This window comes from Mastigocladopsis repens PCC 10914 (genome assembly GCF_000315565.1).
GTDB classification, from domain to species: domain Bacteria; phylum Cyanobacteriota; class Cyanobacteriia; order Cyanobacteriales; family Nostocaceae; genus Mastigocladopsis; species Mastigocladopsis repens.
The window spans coordinates 1,615,767-1,632,229 of the sequence record NZ_JH992901.1 but is presented as its reverse complement, the minus strand read 5'-3'; the positions used below and the strand labels follow the sequence as shown (position 1 = coordinate 1,632,229).

The window sequence follows — 16,463 nt, the reverse complement described above, 5'->3', positions numbered from 1 at the left end:
AACGTTACAAAGTTCAGAGGCGATACCATGCTGTCAGTCAGCGATGCAGAAGCAATTATTTTAGATTTGGTGCAACCCCTGAAGACTCCACAGGATACAGAATTTGTTGATTTGCTAACGGCGATCGCTCGCATTCTGGCATCTCCCGTCACTAGTCAACTGGATTTTCCTCACTGGGACAACTCAGCGATGGATGGCTACGCAGTGCGATACGAAGATGTGCAAGGTTGTAGCGAGGAAAAGCCAGCGGTTTTAGAAATTGTTGAGGAAATTCCTGCTGGGGTTCAACCTAAATCTACAATTCAACCAGGGCAAGCAGCACGGATATTGACAGGTGCGGTGATGCCTACGGGTGCAGATACGGTTGTCATGCAAGAAAGAACACGCAGGGAAGAAAACCGTGTCATTATCCTTGCAGCCCCAAAACCACAAGAATTTGTCAGACATCGGGGATGTTACTATCGAGCCGAGACAAAATTACTACCAGCAGGGACTTTGTTGGATGCTCCAAAAATTGCTGTATTAGCTGCAGTGCAGTGTACCCAATTGAGGGTTTTTCGTCGCCCTCGTGTCGCTATTTTGTCTACTGGTAATGAACTGGTCACACCTGATAAACCGTTGCAACCAGGACAAATTGTGGATTCAAATCAATATGCACTCTTGGCTTTGGTTAGGCAAAGTGCTGGGGAACCCTTAATGTTAGGAATTGTGAAGGATGAACCAGAGGCGCTAAAGAAAGCGATCGCCGATGCTATAGCTCAAGCTGATGTCGTTGTCTCTTCAGGTGGTGTCTCTGTGGGAGATTATGACTATGTTGAGCAAATTATAGAGTCGCTGGGAGGTAAAATTCATATTCGTGCCGTTGCGCTCAAACCTGGTAAACCCATGACAGTTGCCACATTTGACAACGATGCACGTCCAGTTTTGTACTTTGGTTTGCCAGGAAACCCTGTTTCTGCTTTAGTCACGTTTTGGCGATTTGTACAACCAGCCATTAAAAAACTTTCAGGGCTTGCTAAAGGTTGGCAACCAGTGTTTGTGAAAGCGCTGGCGTGTCATGAGTTGCGATCAGATGGTAAACGCGAAACTTACATTTGGGGCCAGTTGCGCTTAAAACATGGAGTTTACGAATTTCAGTCAGCAGGTGGTCTTCAAAATGCTGGCAACTTAATTAATTTAGCTCAAACCAACGCCTTAGCTATTCTACCAATAGGTAAGACACTGATTTGTCAAGGAGAAGAGGTGCAAGTATTACAAGTAGGAGCTTAGAGGCTGTTTTGATAGCAATATAAATCTGTAGTGAGTACAAGAGTTCTCTTGTTCTTTGAAAGCAAGGACTAAAATCCTTACTACAAACAATTTGTTAACCGTAAGATCTTTAAAATGAATCTGCGTATTGTTACTGGAGATAATTGTTTTTTAGGTATCTAAAATTTATAGCAATACATTTATAGTAAAATGCAAAAACCACTTCTGTTAATCCTGTGTACTGGTAATTCCTGTCGCAGCCAAATGGCTGAAGGATTGCTCAAGGAGTTAGCTGGTGATTTACTGACAGTGGAGAGTGCAGGAATGAACCCGGCTGTGGAAGTGCATCCTTTGGCTGTTAAGGTTATGGGAGAGATAGGGATAGACATTTCCAAAAACTCTTGCAAGCACATCAACCAGTTTCTCGACCAAAAAATTGATACAGTCATCACTGTATGTGATAATGCTGACCAAAGTTGCCCTAGTTTGCCCGCAACTATTAAGCGTCATCACTTTAATTTCCCTGATCCAGCCCAAGCCACAGGAACAGAAACAGAAAAGCTGCAAGTCTTCCGTAAGATTCGTGATGATATAGCTCAGTTATTTTTGGCGTATATAGCCGGGAGACGCGATGCACTCTAATTCTTGTTACAGGAGTTAGGGGTATGCAAACTAACTCACTCAGTCTGCCTATGACCATGTTTACTGCCTTGGCTGATCGCACAGATTTATTAATGGCGTTGACGGATAGAGCTGGGCGCCTTGAGTGGGTCAATCAAGCATTTGCTGAACGCACGGATTTCGCAATTGAGCAGCTCATTGGACAAAAATTTTTTTCTGTACTTGCATCTAACTCTCAAGTCGATACTCAACAAGCTTATATCCGTGAACAACTGCTCAAAGGAGAGAGCTTTAAGTTTGAACTTTCGTGCGTGTCACGTAACCAGAGTGAGTGCTGGCTGTTAATAGATGGGCAGCCCATCTATGATGAGGAAGGGATAGCCACTCGATACACTGTACTGGCAACTGACATCACCTTACGCAAGTTTACAGAACAAGATTTAGAGCAAACTCGGCAGCGGCTGAAGCGACTGGTAGAGAGTGTCAAATTAGTACCTTGGGAAGCTCAGGCTGTGACTCACCAGTTCACCTATGTAGGACCACAGGTCGTTCATTTATTCGGTTATGACCAACAGCAGTGGTATGAACCAAACTTTTGGCACAAGCACGTTCACCCAGAAGATTTGCCGCAGGTTCTTGACCATCACCAAGGCACTTTACAGGAGGAAGACGATTACATAGTTGAGTATCGATTGTTGAGTGCTGATGGACAATGGGTTTGGGTGAAAGATATGGTGACTGTTGTGCGAAATCAGGGCAAAGTCACGCAGTTACTTGGTTTTCTCATTGAGATTAACGAGCGCAAACAGGCTGAACTCTCTTTACAAGAAGCCCTCAAAGCATTAGAAACAGCCAATGAGAAACTGGAAATACGAGTGCAGCAACGCACTGTTGCGTTGAGTCAAGAAAAGGAAAAATTAGAACAAGCTTTGCAGCAATTGCAGAAAGCTCAAACTCAACTGATTCAAAGTGAGAAAATGTCTAGTCTAGGGCAACTTGTAGCAGGAGTCGCGCACGAAATCAATAACCCGATTAGTTTCATCTACGGTAACCTCACCCCCGCCACTGAATATACCCAAAACCTGCTGCATATACTGCAATGCTATCAGCAGCACTACCCCAATCCCATTCCTGCACTACAAGCAGAAATTAAGGCTGCCGATCTCGATTTCATTATGGAAGACTTACCCAAGTTGTTATCTTCTATGAAAATCGGTGCTGAACGTATTGCTGAAATTGTCCTGTCCCTACGTACTTTCTCCCATTTAGATAAAGCCGAAGTTAAACAGGTTGATATCCATGATGGTATTGACAGCACCCTGATGATTCTGCAAAACCGCCTCAAAGGTAAACTTGAGTATAGAGAAATTCAAGTCATTAAAGAATACGGCAACCTACCCCTAGTGGAGTGCTACCCGGGACAACTCAACCAGGTGTTGATGAACATTATTGTTAATGCCATTGATGCCTTGGAAGAACGTGACTCGAAGCGATCGCCTCAAGACATCAAAGATCATCCCAGCATAATCACCATCCGCACGGAAATCAGAGAGGGAGTGGGGGAAATGGAAAGTAGAGAAGTATACGACCCAAAACCCCGCACCCAAAACCCTGTATCCGAGATGGTTATCCGGATTATAGACAATGGTCCTGGTATTAGCGAGGCAGTCAAAACTCGCCTGTTTGATCCCTTCTTCACCACTAAACCGATTGGCAAAGGCACAGGGTTAGGTTTGTCTATTAGTTACCAAATTGTTGTTGAAAAGCATCAAGGCAAACTGGAATGTTACTCTACTTTAGGCAAAGGTACAGAATTTGCGATTGTGATTCCGCTGCGGCGGACAAAGAAAGTGTCGGCGTCGAGTCATCAATTAACGTGAGTTCGATGTATGCTGATTTGACCCCTCTCCAAACTCCTCACTCCCCGCTAGCACAACTGACTCACCTTTGCCACAAGATCTGCAGGGTTCATCAATTCGTAGGGTTCAAATGGTTGGTGTATCCAAGGGTTGTCAGGTAAGTAATCGACGTAGTAATCAGGTGCTATCACTGAACAGGCTTTATACCAGATGACAGCAGTACGAATTTCCTCTATTGGCGACTCAGTGTATTGTTGGAGCCAAGGTATAGTTTGCTTGAGTGTGACTCCAGAGTCTACTAAATCATCCACCAAAAGAATATGCGAACCAAGATTTTCAGTGGTCATCGTTAAGTGATGGGAAAATGTTAACTCTCCTCTTTCTTGCTTGCCGGAACCACTGTATGATGATGTTGCCAAAATCGCCAAAGGTTGCTTATAAATACGTGAGAGGATATCTCCCACTCTTAGTCCTCCTCTGGCAAGGCAAACAATTTGGTTGAATTCCCACCCAGATTGATAAATTTGAGCAGCCAGTTTTTCAATTTTTTGGTGATAATCTGACCAAGAAACGTAAAGGTCTGGCATAAGGTACTTAGATTTATTACTAAATAATGGATAGCAAATAGTTTGATTTTAGTATGAGTGCAAAGTATTATGAACAATTCTGACCCTGATACCTATCCCCAACAGACATCTGAAAGTGAAAAACTAGACTTAAAAACAAAATTGGCTTTTGGTGCAGGCGATTTAGGACCAGCGATTACTGCGAATATATCCATATTTTTTCTGCTAGTTTTCTTTACTAATGTCGCTGGTATTCCAGCGGGTTTAGCTGGAATTATATTACTCATTGGCAAGATTTGGGATGCCGTGAACGACCCATTTGTGGGGGTACTAACAGACAAAACAAAATCTCGTTGGGGGCGTCGCCTTCCTTGGCTGTTTTATGGCGCGATTCCCTTTGGGGTTTTCTTCTTCCTACAGTGGATTGTACCGCGATTTAGTAGTAACGCGAGTGTCAACTTTTGGGGGGTGTTTTGGTATTACGTGGCAATTGGGGTCATATCTCAGGTCTTTTACACTGTTGTCAATTTACCATACACAGCAATGACTCCTGAACTTACTCAGGACTACGACGAACGCACAAGCCTGAACAGCTTTCGCTTTGCTTTTTCTATTGGTGGTAGTATTGTGTCGCTGCTGTTAGCGAAAGTCATTTTTGAGAACATTGCCGATCGCCAGCAGCAGTATCTAGTACTTGCAGCTATTTGTGGTGTGATTTCAGTGTTGGGATTATATTGGTGCGTTTGGGGAACACGCGATCGCATCATGGCTTTTGAAGGAAAACGCACTCAAACAGAGGAAAGCGCACCTATACCTATCAGGGAACAGCTAAAAATCGTTTTCAGCAACCGACCTTTTTTGTTTGTGATCGGTATCTATCTTTTTTCCTGGTTAGCTGTGCAGGTGACAGCAAGTATCATTCCCTATTTCGCAGTTAATTGGATGCGCCTCAAAGAATCAGACGTACCGACAGTACTCATTGGGGTGCAGGGAACTGCCCTTTTAATGCTATTTGTTTGGAGTGCTTTGAGTAAGAGAGTGGGGAAAAAAGCTGTTTATTTTACGGGAATGAGCTTATGGCTTATTGCACAAATAGGACTCTTTTTCTTACAGCCCGGTCAAATAGGCTTAATGTACGTTTTGGCAGTCATGGCAGGTTTTGGTGTTTCCACAGCTTATCTTGTTCCTTGGTCAATGATGCCAGATGTGATTGAACTCGATGAACTCCAAACCGGACAACGCCGCGAAGGGATTTTTTATGGCTTCATGGTGTTGCTGCAAAAGTTCGGTTTAGCGTTTGGGCTGTTTGTAGTAGGAATGGCATTGGAAGCGTCTGGTTTTAAAGAAGCCGTTTCAGGACAAAGTGCGCTACCCGTACAACCAGACTCAGCACTGTTTGCCATCCGCATTGCTACTGGTCCTTTACCTACCATTTTTCTGATTTGTGGCTTAGTTTTAACGTATTTTTACCCACTGACCCGCGAGATGCATGCACAAGTGTTACTGCAACTTAAGGAACGTCAGAATAAAGTAGAGAATAGAGATTTTTAGTTGATTATTAATAGTTAGTGGTTAATTGCGAACAAGTCCCGCTAATACCAATTCTGTATGAAGATGCGCCAAAATAAGAGGAGGTGGGAGCATTTGGTAAAAGCGTTATGGGTCTTAGATTGCAACTCGAGATACAACAGAGCCAAGAAGAATTGGAAAAAGCCCTTAAACATGCCACACAGGCAAGCACTACGTCAAAAGTTAGCTGAGGTTTTGGAAACTATTACACCTGAGGTGATAGCTTCTCTCACTTCTTACGACTTCATTCTTGAAGCTTTATTTAGCGCAGCTTCATAAAGAATTGGTATCAAGTTTTAAGCATGGGAAGTTTTTGCAACACAAACCATGTTTGAGTCATTATCAAATAGATTCCCCTTGCCCATCTTTATTAAAGGGCGCAGGGGAGTTTTCAGGAGTGAACATATAGCCGAGATGTAGATGCATTGCCCTGTCTATTCTTTTCAAGACACTACAGTTTCAGTCCAGCAGGAAGAATCACTTTATCAATCACGTGAATCACGCCATTAGTAGCTTTGATATCTGCTTTGGTGACTTTTGCCTTATCTACCATGACACTTCCCCGATTAACCTTAACGTTAACTGGGCTACCTTGAACTGTCTTCACTTGACCTGATTTGATGGTTTTGGAATCAATTGAACCAGGCACAACATGGTAGGTCAAAATCTTTTGCAAGGTTACCTTGTTTTCCGGCTTAAGCAGTTTTTCCAAGGTTCCCTTTGGTAGAGATGCGAATGCAGCATCCGTAGGGGCAAATACAGTAAATGGACCATTACCAGACAGTGTTTCTACAAGATCTGCTGCCTTCAAAGCTGTTACCAGAGTCTTGAAAGAACTATTGGCGCTGGCAACATCTACGATTGTACCTGCACTCGTTGCTTGAGTAACCGATGTGGCAGGCTTGCTTGTTGCAGCTGGGTGAGATCCAGCAAAAGTTGGAACGCTGATCAAAACACTAGCTGTAGCAATTGCAATACTGAGTGTTTTACTAAAAAAGCGTTGAGATTGTTCGGTACTCATGGGTGTTAGCCGTAACTTAAAGAACTCTTATGTAAAGACAAGACTACTTTTATTACAAATTGTTTCCGACTTTTTTAAGAAAATTTAAGGAGAAGCCCAAAAGCTAATCTGGGCTAAAGATTTACACTAGGGCGGGCATTGCAATGTCCACCCTACTATATCGCCGGGTATTTTTGGCGAAGGGATGCTCCCTGTAGTTGTCTGTCTGAATCAACTCGGTACGGATATACTCACCACTGTATTTCGCTCATTTGTCTGAGAATTTGTAATGATACTTAATAGAAACATAAATAGAAAAAGCACTTTAAACTAAATGGCAGCCCCAAGCATACAAGAAATTTCCACACAGTTAGAAAGTTCAAATTTGCGCGATCGCATGGTAGCCCTTGCTTCCTTAAGGAATGTTCCCGCAGAGGACGCAGTCCCTTTGATTAAAAAAGTCTTAGATGACGAATCCCTCCAACTGAGATCAATGGCAATTTTTGCCTTGGGAATCAAGCAAACAGCAGAATGTTACTCAATTTTGGTGCGAACACTGGAAACCGACCCGGATTATGGCATTCGGGCTGATGCTGCTGGTGCTTTGGGATACTTAGGTGATATCAGAGCTTTTGAACCACTAGTGCGATCATTTTATGAAGATACTGATTGGCTGGTGCGCTTTAGCGCGGCAGTTTCCCTAGGTAATCTTAAAGACCCCCGTGCCCGTGAGGTACTGATTAGTGCATTAGATAGCGAAGAAGTCGTCATACAACAAGCCGCGATCGCAGCAATAGGAGAAATCAAAGATATCGAGTCAGTAGATCAAATTCTGCGCTTTGCCCAAGCAGATGATTGGTTAGTGCGCCAGCGTCTTGCAGAAGCCTTGGGCAATCTCCCTACTCCTAAGAGTATTTCGGCTTTGAAGTACCTGGAAAAAGATAGCCATCATCACGTTTCTGAAGCGGCGAGAATTTCCCTCAAACGATTAGAGGAGGCTAGCAATTAGGGGAGAGGAGGGAGATAACTGCCTCATCTTCCTCATCTTCTTCATCCCTCCTACCTGCCTCCTGCTACCTTGGAATAAGTGAGATAAAAAGGATTTTGAAGAAAGGTCATTTCGTTCATGAATATTGAAGAGTTTTTTCAAATGAGCGCTGGTAAATGGTTTTCCCATCGTACCAGTCACCATTTGGCTTTTAAGCAATCAGAAGACGGCAAATCAGACATCATCATAGAGATGCTGGCTGCTGATCATCCAGATGTTGTCAAACTTTGTCAACAACATGAAGTTGACCCAAGCCGCGCTTCGTGTGGTGCCAGAGTCACCTGGAACGGTACGATGGAATGGGATGAAGAAAAACATAGCGGTTCTACAGTGTTGGTGACTGTTCCAGACGAAGGTAATCCCCATGAAGGCAAGTTGCTGCGGGAAATGGGTTATGCCGAGAAGGCTCCAGTCGCCGGACGCTATAAGATGGGCAGTGATGACGCATTGACTCTAACAACAGAGTATGAAACTATGTGGTCTGAGGAGCGGCTATGGTTTGCCAGTCCTAATTTGCGAATGCGGGTGGGTGTCCTGAAGCGTTTCGGTGGCTTTAGTATGGCTTCCTTCACTTCTGAAATTCGCATGGGTGGAAAGCCTACAGAGCAAGCTTCTGAAGCGACTAGTTCAGCATCAAGTTAGTTTTGCTGGCTGACAAATACTTTACGATAGTCCTAGTTGTGATTGAAATAGCCTCCGCTAGCGGGGGCTATAAAATTGGTAAAGTTTTAATAGAAACTTTTGATATAGCATCTGCTTGAAGAATATTTTAGTTCACAGTAAAAGCACTGACACTGATCTGAATCTTTGCGGAATGAGCAGTACTTGTACGGTACAATCTGCATGAAATCACACCTAAGATAGAGAAAGAGTTTTCATTCCTGACACAGTAAAAGAAAGTTCACGCAGGAGTGCCTACCAAGCAATAGCCAGGGTCATTTCAATCTGCCACATACCAACTAGAAAAGCAAGTAACACAACAGGGGAGAACACTACTGAAAGTGCTCCATTCGATGTTGGTGCATATACTTTCCATTCAGTCAACGAAGTTAACTTTGACGTTATATTCACATGGGAGATTGATGTGTGCTTATGCGGCTAGAAAAATTTATCTTTGCACAGTTAGAACAACTGATGTACTAGCGATCGTTGAACAAACTGTTTAAAATTATGCCCTTATCAGCTCATACCCCCTTCTTAATCCAGGTAGACAGATGGGGGGAACTCGGAGTTCCCATTGCCATGAAGTGGGGATTAAAGGTAGTGGGGTGAAAGTCAAAAGTCTTTGATTTTTGACTCATGAATAAGGACTAGTAACTAATCCAAAATCGCATGACTTATAGGGCTTCCATACAAGAATTCATATCTGAATTATTCCCCTTCAATCAGCTGCCGACGCTAGAACTGGCAAAATTAATTCCAAAGTTTGAGCTATTGCGCTACCGCATGGGTCAAAGCGTTTTGGTGCGGGAACAAATGCCTGCTCAAATATCAATTATTTATGAAGGACAGGCTCGCTTGCTGAGTTACGACCCTAATACTCAGATGCCTGAAACACTGCAATTAGTCAAAAAAGGAGAAATCCTGGGTTGGATTAGTTTGCTAAGGGGGATTCCTTGCGAAACAGTCATAGCCTCTACAGAAACCATTTGTCTGACTCTAAGCGCCACAGACTTTTTAGCGCTCTTAAGAAATTCTCCTGCTGTTGCTATTTGCTTTGAAAATAGCTGTAGTGCTGTTGAAGTTTTTGAACTACTGAGTGCTGAATTAAAACCGCGAGCCGATAGTGACGCTGTGCTGGTTTCCTATGGGGCGACAGATATCAAAGAATTGACACTGAAAGTTTTAGAAGAAGCTGTTGTCTGCACATTCTTAGAGGAAAGAATACCTTTGGAGCAGCTAGACCCTGAACTGGTCTGGTTTGTCAGTGGCGGGACGCTCAAAGGTTTTCCTGTGGGAAGTCGCTTACAACTAGACGATGTCGTAACCTATCTGGAGGTACAGAGTTTTGGTTATGTTCGCTTGGTAGGTTTGCCACGAGCAACCCTTTCTGCGTCTGCGTCTGCAACCAGAGATGCACTGAAGATCAACCCCTTGTTAGAACAAGTACCTTATGCACCTGATTATCCTCCCCATCTAGAAAAAGAATCTGCTAGTGAATCACACTCACCAAACTATCCTCATGTTCATGGCAGAGGTCCTGTAAACGCCACTTTGGCTTGCTTCCAAATGCTGAGTCAGCATTTAAATATGCCCTTTCGCCGGGATGTGATTCATCAAGTTCTAACCAATCAGATAGAGCGCACTCAAACCCTTTCATTACAGCTTTGCGGTGCTGTTGCTGAACTCATTGGGTTAAATACTCAACTGATAAATGTGTCAGCTATAGCAATAACAAAACTGCCAGTTCCTGCTATGATTCGCTGGCAAGATACTTTCGCTATCCTTTATGAAATTAGCGAAAAAAAGCTGGTGCTGGGTGTACCAGAAATTGGTCTTGTCGAACAAGAGCCTGACTATTTTGTTGAGAATTGGGGCGAAGAAGGTCAGGTATTGCTCCTTAAGCTTGCCAAATATACACCTAGACAGCGGTTTAGTTTACGTTGGTTTCTCCCTTCCCTCCTGCAATACCGCAAAGTTCTACTAGAAGTCCTGATTGCTTCCTTTTTTGTCCAAGTCTTTGGTCTAGCTAATCCCTTAGTTGTCCAGATCATTATTGACAAAGTGATTATTCAAAACGGCTTTCAAACCCTGAATGTATTGGGGATTTTGCTATTCATCATGGCTGTTTTTGAAGGACTTTTAACCAGTGTCCGCACTTATTTATTTGTCGATACGACTAACCGGATTGACCTGACTTTAGGCTCAGAAATTATTGATCGTCTGTTCCGTCTACCCTTGCGCTATTTTGAACGGCGTCCGGTAGGGGAGCTAGCAACTCGCGCCAATGAACTGGAAAACATTCGCTCTTTTCTCACAGGAACTGCTTTAACAGTGGTCTTGGATGCAGTTTTTAGTGCAATCTACATCATGGTGATGCTGTTCTACAGTTGGCTGCTCACTGTTGTCGCTTTGGCTACTGTACCCTTGTTTGCTGGTCTGACGATACTTTTTTCCTCCATCATGCGCCGACAGTTGCGTTTCAAAGCTGAACGTTATTCCGAAACACAATCTTATTTGGTAGAGGCGCTGTCAGGTATTCAAACAGTGAAAGCGCAAAATATTGAATTGCGATCGCGTTGGCAGTGGCAAGAACACTATAGTAACTATGTGGCTGCTGGTTTTCAAACTGTGATCACTTCCACTGCTGCTAGTGTCACCAGCAATTTTCTTAACCAAGTCTCTTCCTTGTTTGTGTTATGGGTGGGAGCGTACTTAGTCCTACAAGGAAAACTCAGCCTAGGGCAACTCATTGCCTTCCGTATTATTGCTGGCTACGTCACTGCTCCTTTGTTACGATTAACTCAATTGTGGCAGAACTTCCAAGAAACGGCTTTGTCTCTCGAACGCCTCGCTGACATCCTGGATACTCCATCGGAGGCTGACGAAGAAGACCGCAAAAACATTTCACTACCCCTCATTAAAGGCGCTGTCAAGTATGAAAATGTCTCGTTTCGCTTCACACCCAATGGTCCACTTCAGTTGAATAATATTAATCTGGATTTTCCAAGTGGAAAATTTGTCGGCATTGTAGGACAGAGTGGTTCTGGTAAAAGCACTTTGATGAAGCTTTTACCGCGACTGTATGATCTAGATTCTGGCAGAATTCTCGTCGATGGCTACGACATCGCCAAAATAGAACTCTATTCTCTGCGCCGTCAAATTGGCATGGTGCTTCAAGACTCTCTTTTATTTGACGGTACTGTGCAGGAAAATATTGCGCTGACAAATCCCGATGCCACAACCGACGAAATTATCGCAGCAGCTGAAATTGCTGCTGCCCATGACTTTATCATGTCTCTGCCCAACGGCTACAACACCAGAGTAGGGGAGAGAGGTTCAGCCTTATCTGGAGGACAGCGCCAGCGTATTGCGATCGCTCGTACAGTTTTGCAAAACCCCCGCTTGCTAATTCTCGATGAAGCAACCAGTGCCCTTGACTACCAATCTGAACGGCAAGTCTGCCAGAATTTGGCAGCGGCATTTCGGGGGCAGACAGTGTTTTTTATTACCCATCGTTTAAGTACAATTAAGAATGCTGATATCATTTTGCTATTAGAAAAAGGGTTAGTTGTGGAACAGGGAACTCACGATGAACTGATGATGCAAAAAGGGCGTTACTACTGCCTTTATCAACAACAAGAAGAACAACTATAAGTAGTGGTTAGCAGTTAATAGTTGTTAGACAACTACCAACTATCAACTACCAACAATCAACTATCCAATGACTAATGACTACGGCTATGAGTGAAATGAACGGAATCAAATTTGAGGAAAAGCCTTTACTTTCTCGAAAAGTACTAGAGAGTGAAATCAAAGTACCTATAAAATTTTCTGCTGAAAGTAGCGAATTTACACCATCTGTTGTTCTGAGACAGTCACCTTTATGGTCACGAGCTATTCTTTGGGGACTGATAGGAATGACAACTTTGGTGGTCATTTGGGCGAATTTAGCCAAAATTGAGGAAGCTATTCCGGCTCAAGGGAAGTTAGAACCCCAAGGTTCTGTCAAGGAAGTACAAACGCCAGTCAACGGGGTTGTTAAAACTGTTTATGTTCAGGAAGGGCAAAAAGTACACCGTGGCGATATCCTCTTAAGACTAGATCCAACAGCAGCACGCTCTCAACTGCTTTCTCTACAAAAAATTCGCAATACATTGAGGCAGGAAATTCAATTTTACCGCGCCCAACTGATTGCAAAAAATGCTTTATCAAATACACAGATCTCCAAATCGCAACTCAATATACCACCAGGACTAGCTCCTCTCAGCAGAAGCCGAATGGCAGTGCTTGCAGAAAATCAATTGTATCGCGCTCAGTTAGGTGGAGTATCTCAAAATATTCAGTTAGCGCAAGAGGAGGAAGCTCGTCTAGAATTTAGCCAAGCTGAATTAAACTCTCGAGTCGCAGATGTTGAATTGGAAACAGAAAAATTAAAAAGGCAGCTAAGTCAGGCTCAAAGTCAGCTATCCTCCGCTCAAGAAATTAAGACTGTTAGTGAGAGTCTTCTTAAGAATATTGAGACACTTGCCAAAGAAGGAGGAATTTCTCGTCTGCAATACCTTCAGCAAAAACAGCAAGTTATCCAGCGCCAAGCTGAGGTGGAACACTGGAGTGAGGAGCAAGCGCGTTTAAAATTTGCGATCGCCCAATCAAAACAAAAGCTGCAAAATACGATAGCTACTGCAAAAAAGGATTTACTCACGAAAATTGCTGACAACGACAAACAGATTGCTACCCTCAATAGTGAGTTTAACAAGGCAATAATAGAAAATGAGAAGCAGATTGCTCAACTTGATGCTCAAATAAGCCAAGCTCAGTTAAACTTAAAATATCAAGAACTCCGTTCTCCTACTGATGGAGTTGTTTTCGATTTGCAAGCCATATCTCCAGGCTCTGTTACTAATTCCAGTCAACCAATTCTCAAAATTGTCCCGGAAGAAGCTCTGACTGCTAAAGTTTATATCTCTAATAAAGACATTGGTTTTGTGAAAAAGGGCATGAAAGTAGATGTTAGAATCGACTCTTTTCCCTTTAGTGAGTTTGGTGATATTAAAGGAAAGTTAGATTGGGTTGGCTCTGATTCTCTACCACCTGAGCAAAGCCGTCCTTACGACAGTTTTCCTGCCAAAATTCGCTTATATCAGCAATCTCTCCTTGTCGAGAATCAGGAATTACCTCTGCGCTCAGGAATGTCAGTCACTGTCAATATTAAGGTACGCGATCGCACTGTCATGAGCATTTTTAGTGATTTGTTTACAAAGCAAATTGATAGCTTGAAGACTGCAAGATGACGCTAAGAATAGATTTTTTGCAAAAGTCTGTATTTAGTATTTGGAGCAGATAGACACAGATACTTCATCTGTGTTTATCTCTAGTTTTATTTTCTTATTCCCTTCGAGATCGTCTCCAATTGCCACAGCCTTCCAGAAGCGTTCTGACAGGGGGTTATTTTTGAAAGATTGGCTACCCTTGTATTGTTAAACCTGTAACAAGCGAGCGAGCAATTGGGGCAGTGGTAGCACAATTATGACTAACAAAGCCATGACTACCAACCCCCAGATGTCACGTCCATTATCAAGTTCGGTGACATCATTGAGAGCTGGCTCATCAATCAATGGTAGGAATAATAAGATAATCGCCCACGGTAAAAATTCTGGCTGTACTAAAGACAGTAATAGCAGTAACAGGCGAGAAATTTGACCAATGACGACTGCTGTTCTTTGCCCGAACATTGCATGGACAATGTGACCTCCATCCAGTTGTCCTACTGGCATTAAATTCAATGCTGTCACGATGAGTCCCAGAAATCCAGCGACCGCCACTGGATGCATATCAATAGCTGATGTTGGGGTTAGCTGATTTCCCAGTGCTAGCTTTGACAGCAGCGCCAGTAAGATTGAATATTTTGGACTGAGCGCATCTGGGTTTAAAAGTCCTGTTTTTTCAGTCTGGGGAACTATCTCAGAATTAGCTAAACCCCATAGCAGAAGTGGCAAGGTTGCTATAAAGCCAGCAATTGGTCCGGCGATACTTAGGTCAAATAAAGCTTTGCGGTTGGGAATCGGACTACGCATTTGAATAAATGCACCAAAAGTTCCCAAAAGGAAAGGCATCGGGATAAAGTAAGGGAGCGTCGAGCGAATTTTGTAGTACCGGGCCGTTAAATAGTGACCAAGTTCGTGGATTCCCAAAATCGTTATCAGCGCTAAGGCATAGGGCAATCCTTTGAGAAGTTCGGCTGGGGTCGTTTGCAGTGTCGTAGGATTCACACCAGCAATTCTCGCTCCCACCAAGGTAGTGGTTACTAGCGTCACTGTTAGCAGCATAAATGCTAATCCAGGTCGCGTAATTTTCTCCTGCTCCTGTGGATGAGCTTTTGCCGTTTGAGTATTGGGAACAAGCACAAAGAAAGGTTTACTATTGAACCCTTCTTGAAAGATAACTAAGAAGCGATCGCCAAAATGCGCTTCGATATTCGCCTTAATTCGTTGGTAAGCGTTAGTTGGTGTCGTTCTTAACTGCCCTCGACAAATGACTGCCTGGGGTCGATACTCAATGTTTTGAATGTAGTATACAGACCAGGGAAAACAATTTCTTAGCTGGGTTTCTTCAGTAGGCTCAATGGGACGCACTGGGACTGCTTCTGCGGTAGGATGTATATCCGATTGTAATTCTGAAGATGCTTGGAGTTCAGTCTGTGTTTTCTTGAGCGAGCGACGCCCCCACTGAAACAACATCCAGTATAACAGAGGACAAATAATTAACGGCAAGAGCACCAGCGATCGGGGTAGAGGATGTTTTCCTCCGTATATGGCTGTCCAAGCCGTCCACAGCAGTGCTGGTGTCATCAATACTAGCCACAACAGCCAAACAGGCGTTCTGGTGATGTGAGCGACACTGCGTTGCACCATGAAATAAGTCAATAGTCCCAGTAGAAGAAGAAACCAAAAAGTCATGTTATCTTTAGTTGTTCTGATATGTTAAGTCTTGCTTGTCGTCGGAAGGTCTACAGAACTTTCCACAACCATATGCCCCCAAAATTCGATTTTGATGACAACCATCAACAGTACTGGTATTTCTAGTTTCCATTTCACAAGTCGAACACTGTAAACCGATTTTTTACAACTCCTCTATAAGAGCGCAGTTTTTCTCATGTGTCCCTTACCTCAAGAGTCAAGTTCTACAGCCAAGCTACCACGGGCAGTCTTGTGTGACGAAGTTCCAAGCGGAGGAATCCTGCAATCAAACTTCACGCTAAATACACTTTTTGCATTTCCACCAAATAGGGACACATTAGGGGGAACTGCTTATTTTATTGTAGGAAACGAAGGCAATATCCTGATAGATTGTCCGGCTTGGGATCAAATGAATCACGATTTTCTGCGATCGCATGGAGGCGTGCGCTATCTATTTCTCACTCATCGCGGCGCTATTGGGAAAACAGCAGAAATTCAGCAAACCTTTAGTTGTGAGGTTCTGATTCAAGAGCAAGAAGCTTACTTATTACCTGGACTTGCCGTAACTACCTTTGGTATAGAGTTTACCTTAAATTCAAAAGCACAATTGATTTGGACACCTGGTCATTCTCCTGGCTCATCTTGCCTTTACTACCATGACCAAGGAGGCGTGCTATTTACTGGACGCCATCTCATCCCTAAGGAGCAAGGTGAACCTGTACCCCTACGAACTGCCAAAACTTTTCACTGGCTGCGACAAATTAAGAGTCTCAAGTTACTACTAGAACGCTTCACACCAGAAACACTCCAGTACATTTGCCCTGGTGCCAACACAGGCTTCCTACGAGGAAAGCGGGTCATAGATAATGCTTATGACCGCCTCGCCTCTCTGGATTTAACGGCGTTAATACAATCACAGCCCCTCTTTTGAGA

Annotated in this window: 13 protein-coding genes; 10 read left to right on the top strand and 3 right to left on the bottom strand. The window is 43.4% G+C overall.

The window, feature by feature from the left end; genetic code table 11:
• Positions 1-27 precede the first annotated feature (27 nt).
• The 3 genes from MAS10914_RS0109455 (at position 28) to MAS10914_RS0109445 (ending at position 3,749) form a co-directional block, all read left to right on the top strand.
• Positions 28-1,269 (top strand): molybdopterin molybdotransferase MoeA, encoded by a 1,242-nt coding sequence (locus MAS10914_RS0109455; RefSeq protein WP_017315688.1) that lies wholly within the window; start codon positions 28-30, stop codon positions 1,267-1,269.
• Positions 1,270-1,458: 189 nt separating this feature from the next.
• Complete coding sequence (locus MAS10914_RS0109450; RefSeq protein WP_017315687.1) at positions 1,459-1,890, top strand: arsenate reductase ArsC; 432 nt, start codon at positions 1,459-1,461, stop codon at positions 1,888-1,890.
• Positions 1,891-1,913: 23 nt separating this feature from the next.
• Positions 1,914-3,749, top strand: coding sequence for a PAS domain-containing sensor histidine kinase (locus MAS10914_RS0109445; RefSeq protein ID WP_017315686.1), 1,836 nt, complete (start codon positions 1,914-1,916; stop codon positions 3,747-3,749).
• A gap of 47 nt (positions 3,750-3,796) precedes the next feature.
• On the opposite strand, the gene MAS10914_RS0109440 is transcribed toward MAS10914_RS0109445, so the two are convergent.
• The gene (locus MAS10914_RS0109440) at positions 3,797-4,315 is read right to left on the bottom strand and encodes a phosphoribosyltransferase (RefSeq protein WP_017315685.1); all 519 of its coding nucleotides are present in this window, start codon (positions 4,313-4,315) and stop codon (positions 3,797-3,799) included.
• A gap of 69 nt (positions 4,316-4,384) precedes the next feature.
• On the opposite strand from MAS10914_RS0109440, the gene MAS10914_RS0109435 reads away from it, so the two are divergent.
• Together MAS10914_RS0109435 and MAS10914_RS36140 are read left to right on the top strand one after the other, a co-directional pair.
• Entirely contained in the window at positions 4,385-5,845 is a 1,461-nt protein-coding gene (locus MAS10914_RS0109435) for an MFS transporter (protein WP_017315684.1), read from the top strand.
• Positions 5,846-6,016: 171 nt separating this feature from the next.
• The gene (locus tag MAS10914_RS36140) at positions 6,017-6,142 is read left to right on the top strand and encodes a hypothetical protein (protein ID WP_017315683.1); all 126 of its coding nucleotides are present in this window, start codon (positions 6,017-6,019) and stop codon (positions 6,140-6,142) included.
• 172 nt (positions 6,143-6,314) lie between these two features.
• On the opposite strand, the gene MAS10914_RS0109425 is transcribed toward MAS10914_RS36140, so the two are convergent.
• Positions 6,315-6,884, bottom strand: a complete 570-nt coding sequence (locus MAS10914_RS0109425; protein ID WP_017315682.1) for a fasciclin domain-containing protein — start codon at positions 6,882-6,884, stop codon at positions 6,315-6,317.
• Between the two features lie 313 nt (positions 6,885-7,197).
• Between MAS10914_RS0109425 and MAS10914_RS0109420 the strand changes: the two genes are divergently transcribed.
• The 4 genes from MAS10914_RS0109420 to MAS10914_RS0109405 all read left to right on the top strand — a co-directional run bounded on the left by MAS10914_RS0109420 (position 7,198) and on the right by MAS10914_RS0109405 (position 13,865).
• Positions 7,198-7,872, top strand: a complete 675-nt coding sequence (locus MAS10914_RS0109420) for a HEAT repeat domain-containing protein (RefSeq protein ID WP_017315681.1) — start codon at positions 7,198-7,200, stop codon at positions 7,870-7,872.
• A 117-nt stretch (positions 7,873-7,989) separates the two neighbouring features.
• Positions 7,990-8,553 (top strand): phycobiliprotein lyase, encoded by a 564-nt coding sequence (locus tag MAS10914_RS0109415; RefSeq protein WP_017315680.1) that lies wholly within the window; start codon positions 7,990-7,992, stop codon positions 8,551-8,553.
• 690 nt (positions 8,554-9,243) lie between these two features.
• On the top strand, positions 9,244-12,228 hold the full coding sequence (locus MAS10914_RS0109410) for a peptidase domain-containing ABC transporter (protein WP_017315679.1): 2,985 nt from the start codon (positions 9,244-9,246) through the stop codon (positions 12,226-12,228).
• A 74-nt stretch (positions 12,229-12,302) separates the two neighbouring features.
• Positions 12,303-13,865, top strand: a complete 1,563-nt coding sequence (locus MAS10914_RS0109405; protein ID WP_232224137.1) for an HlyD family efflux transporter periplasmic adaptor subunit — start codon at positions 12,303-12,305, stop codon at positions 13,863-13,865.
• 186 nt (positions 13,866-14,051) lie between these two features.
• Here the strand turns inward: MAS10914_RS0109405 and MAS10914_RS0109400 are convergent, their stop codons facing one another.
• Complete coding sequence (locus MAS10914_RS0109400; RefSeq protein ID WP_017315677.1) at positions 14,052-15,530, bottom strand: site-2 protease family protein; 1,479 nt, start codon at positions 15,528-15,530, stop codon at positions 14,052-14,054.
• A 196-nt stretch (positions 15,531-15,726) separates the two neighbouring features.
• On the opposite strand from MAS10914_RS0109400, the gene MAS10914_RS0109395 reads away from it, so the two are divergent.
• Entirely contained in the window at positions 15,727-16,461 is a 735-nt protein-coding gene (locus MAS10914_RS0109395; protein ID WP_017315676.1) for an MBL fold metallo-hydrolase, read from the top strand.
• Positions 16,462-16,463 lie beyond the last annotated feature (2 nt).

What these genes read in the sequence shown, in the direction of transcription:
- MAS10914_RS0109455 (WP_017315688.1), top strand. Translation starts at nt 28, where the DNA reads ATGCTGTCAGTCAGCGATGCAGAAGCAATTATTTTAGATTTGGTGCAA.
- MAS10914_RS0109450 (WP_017315687.1), top strand. Translation starts at nt 1,459, where the DNA reads ATGCAAAAACCACTTCTGTTAATCCTGTGTACTGGTAATTCCTGTCGC.
- MAS10914_RS0109445 (WP_017315686.1), top strand. Translation starts at nt 1,914, where the DNA reads ATGCAAACTAACTCACTCAGTCTGCCTATGACCATGTTTACTGCCTTG.
- MAS10914_RS0109440 (WP_017315685.1), bottom strand. Translation starts at nt 4,315, where the DNA reads ATGCCAGACCTTTACGTTTCTTGGTCAGATTATCACCAAAAAATTGAA.
- MAS10914_RS0109435 (WP_017315684.1), top strand. Translation starts at nt 4,385, where the DNA reads ATGAACAATTCTGACCCTGATACCTATCCCCAACAGACATCTGAAAGT.
- MAS10914_RS36140 (WP_017315683.1), top strand. Translation starts at nt 6,017, where the DNA reads ATGCCACACAGGCAAGCACTACGTCAAAAGTTAGCTGAGGTTTTGGAA.
- MAS10914_RS0109425 (WP_017315682.1), bottom strand. Translation starts at nt 6,884, where the DNA reads ATGAGTACCGAACAATCTCAACGCTTTTTTAGTAAAACACTCAGTATT.
- MAS10914_RS0109420 (WP_017315681.1), top strand. Translation starts at nt 7,198, where the DNA reads ATGGCAGCCCCAAGCATACAAGAAATTTCCACACAGTTAGAAAGTTCA.
- MAS10914_RS0109415 (WP_017315680.1), top strand. Translation starts at nt 7,990, where the DNA reads ATGAATATTGAAGAGTTTTTTCAAATGAGCGCTGGTAAATGGTTTTCC.
- MAS10914_RS0109410 (WP_017315679.1), top strand. Translation starts at nt 9,244, where the DNA reads ATGACTTATAGGGCTTCCATACAAGAATTCATATCTGAATTATTCCCC.
- MAS10914_RS0109405 (WP_232224137.1), top strand. Translation starts at nt 12,303, where the DNA reads ATGACTACGGCTATGAGTGAAATGAACGGAATCAAATTTGAGGAAAAG.
- MAS10914_RS0109400 (WP_017315677.1), bottom strand. Translation starts at nt 15,530, where the DNA reads ATGACTTTTTGGTTTCTTCTTCTACTGGGACTATTGACTTATTTCATG.
- MAS10914_RS0109395 (WP_017315676.1), top strand. Translation starts at nt 15,727, where the DNA reads ATGTGTCCCTTACCTCAAGAGTCAAGTTCTACAGCCAAGCTACCACGG.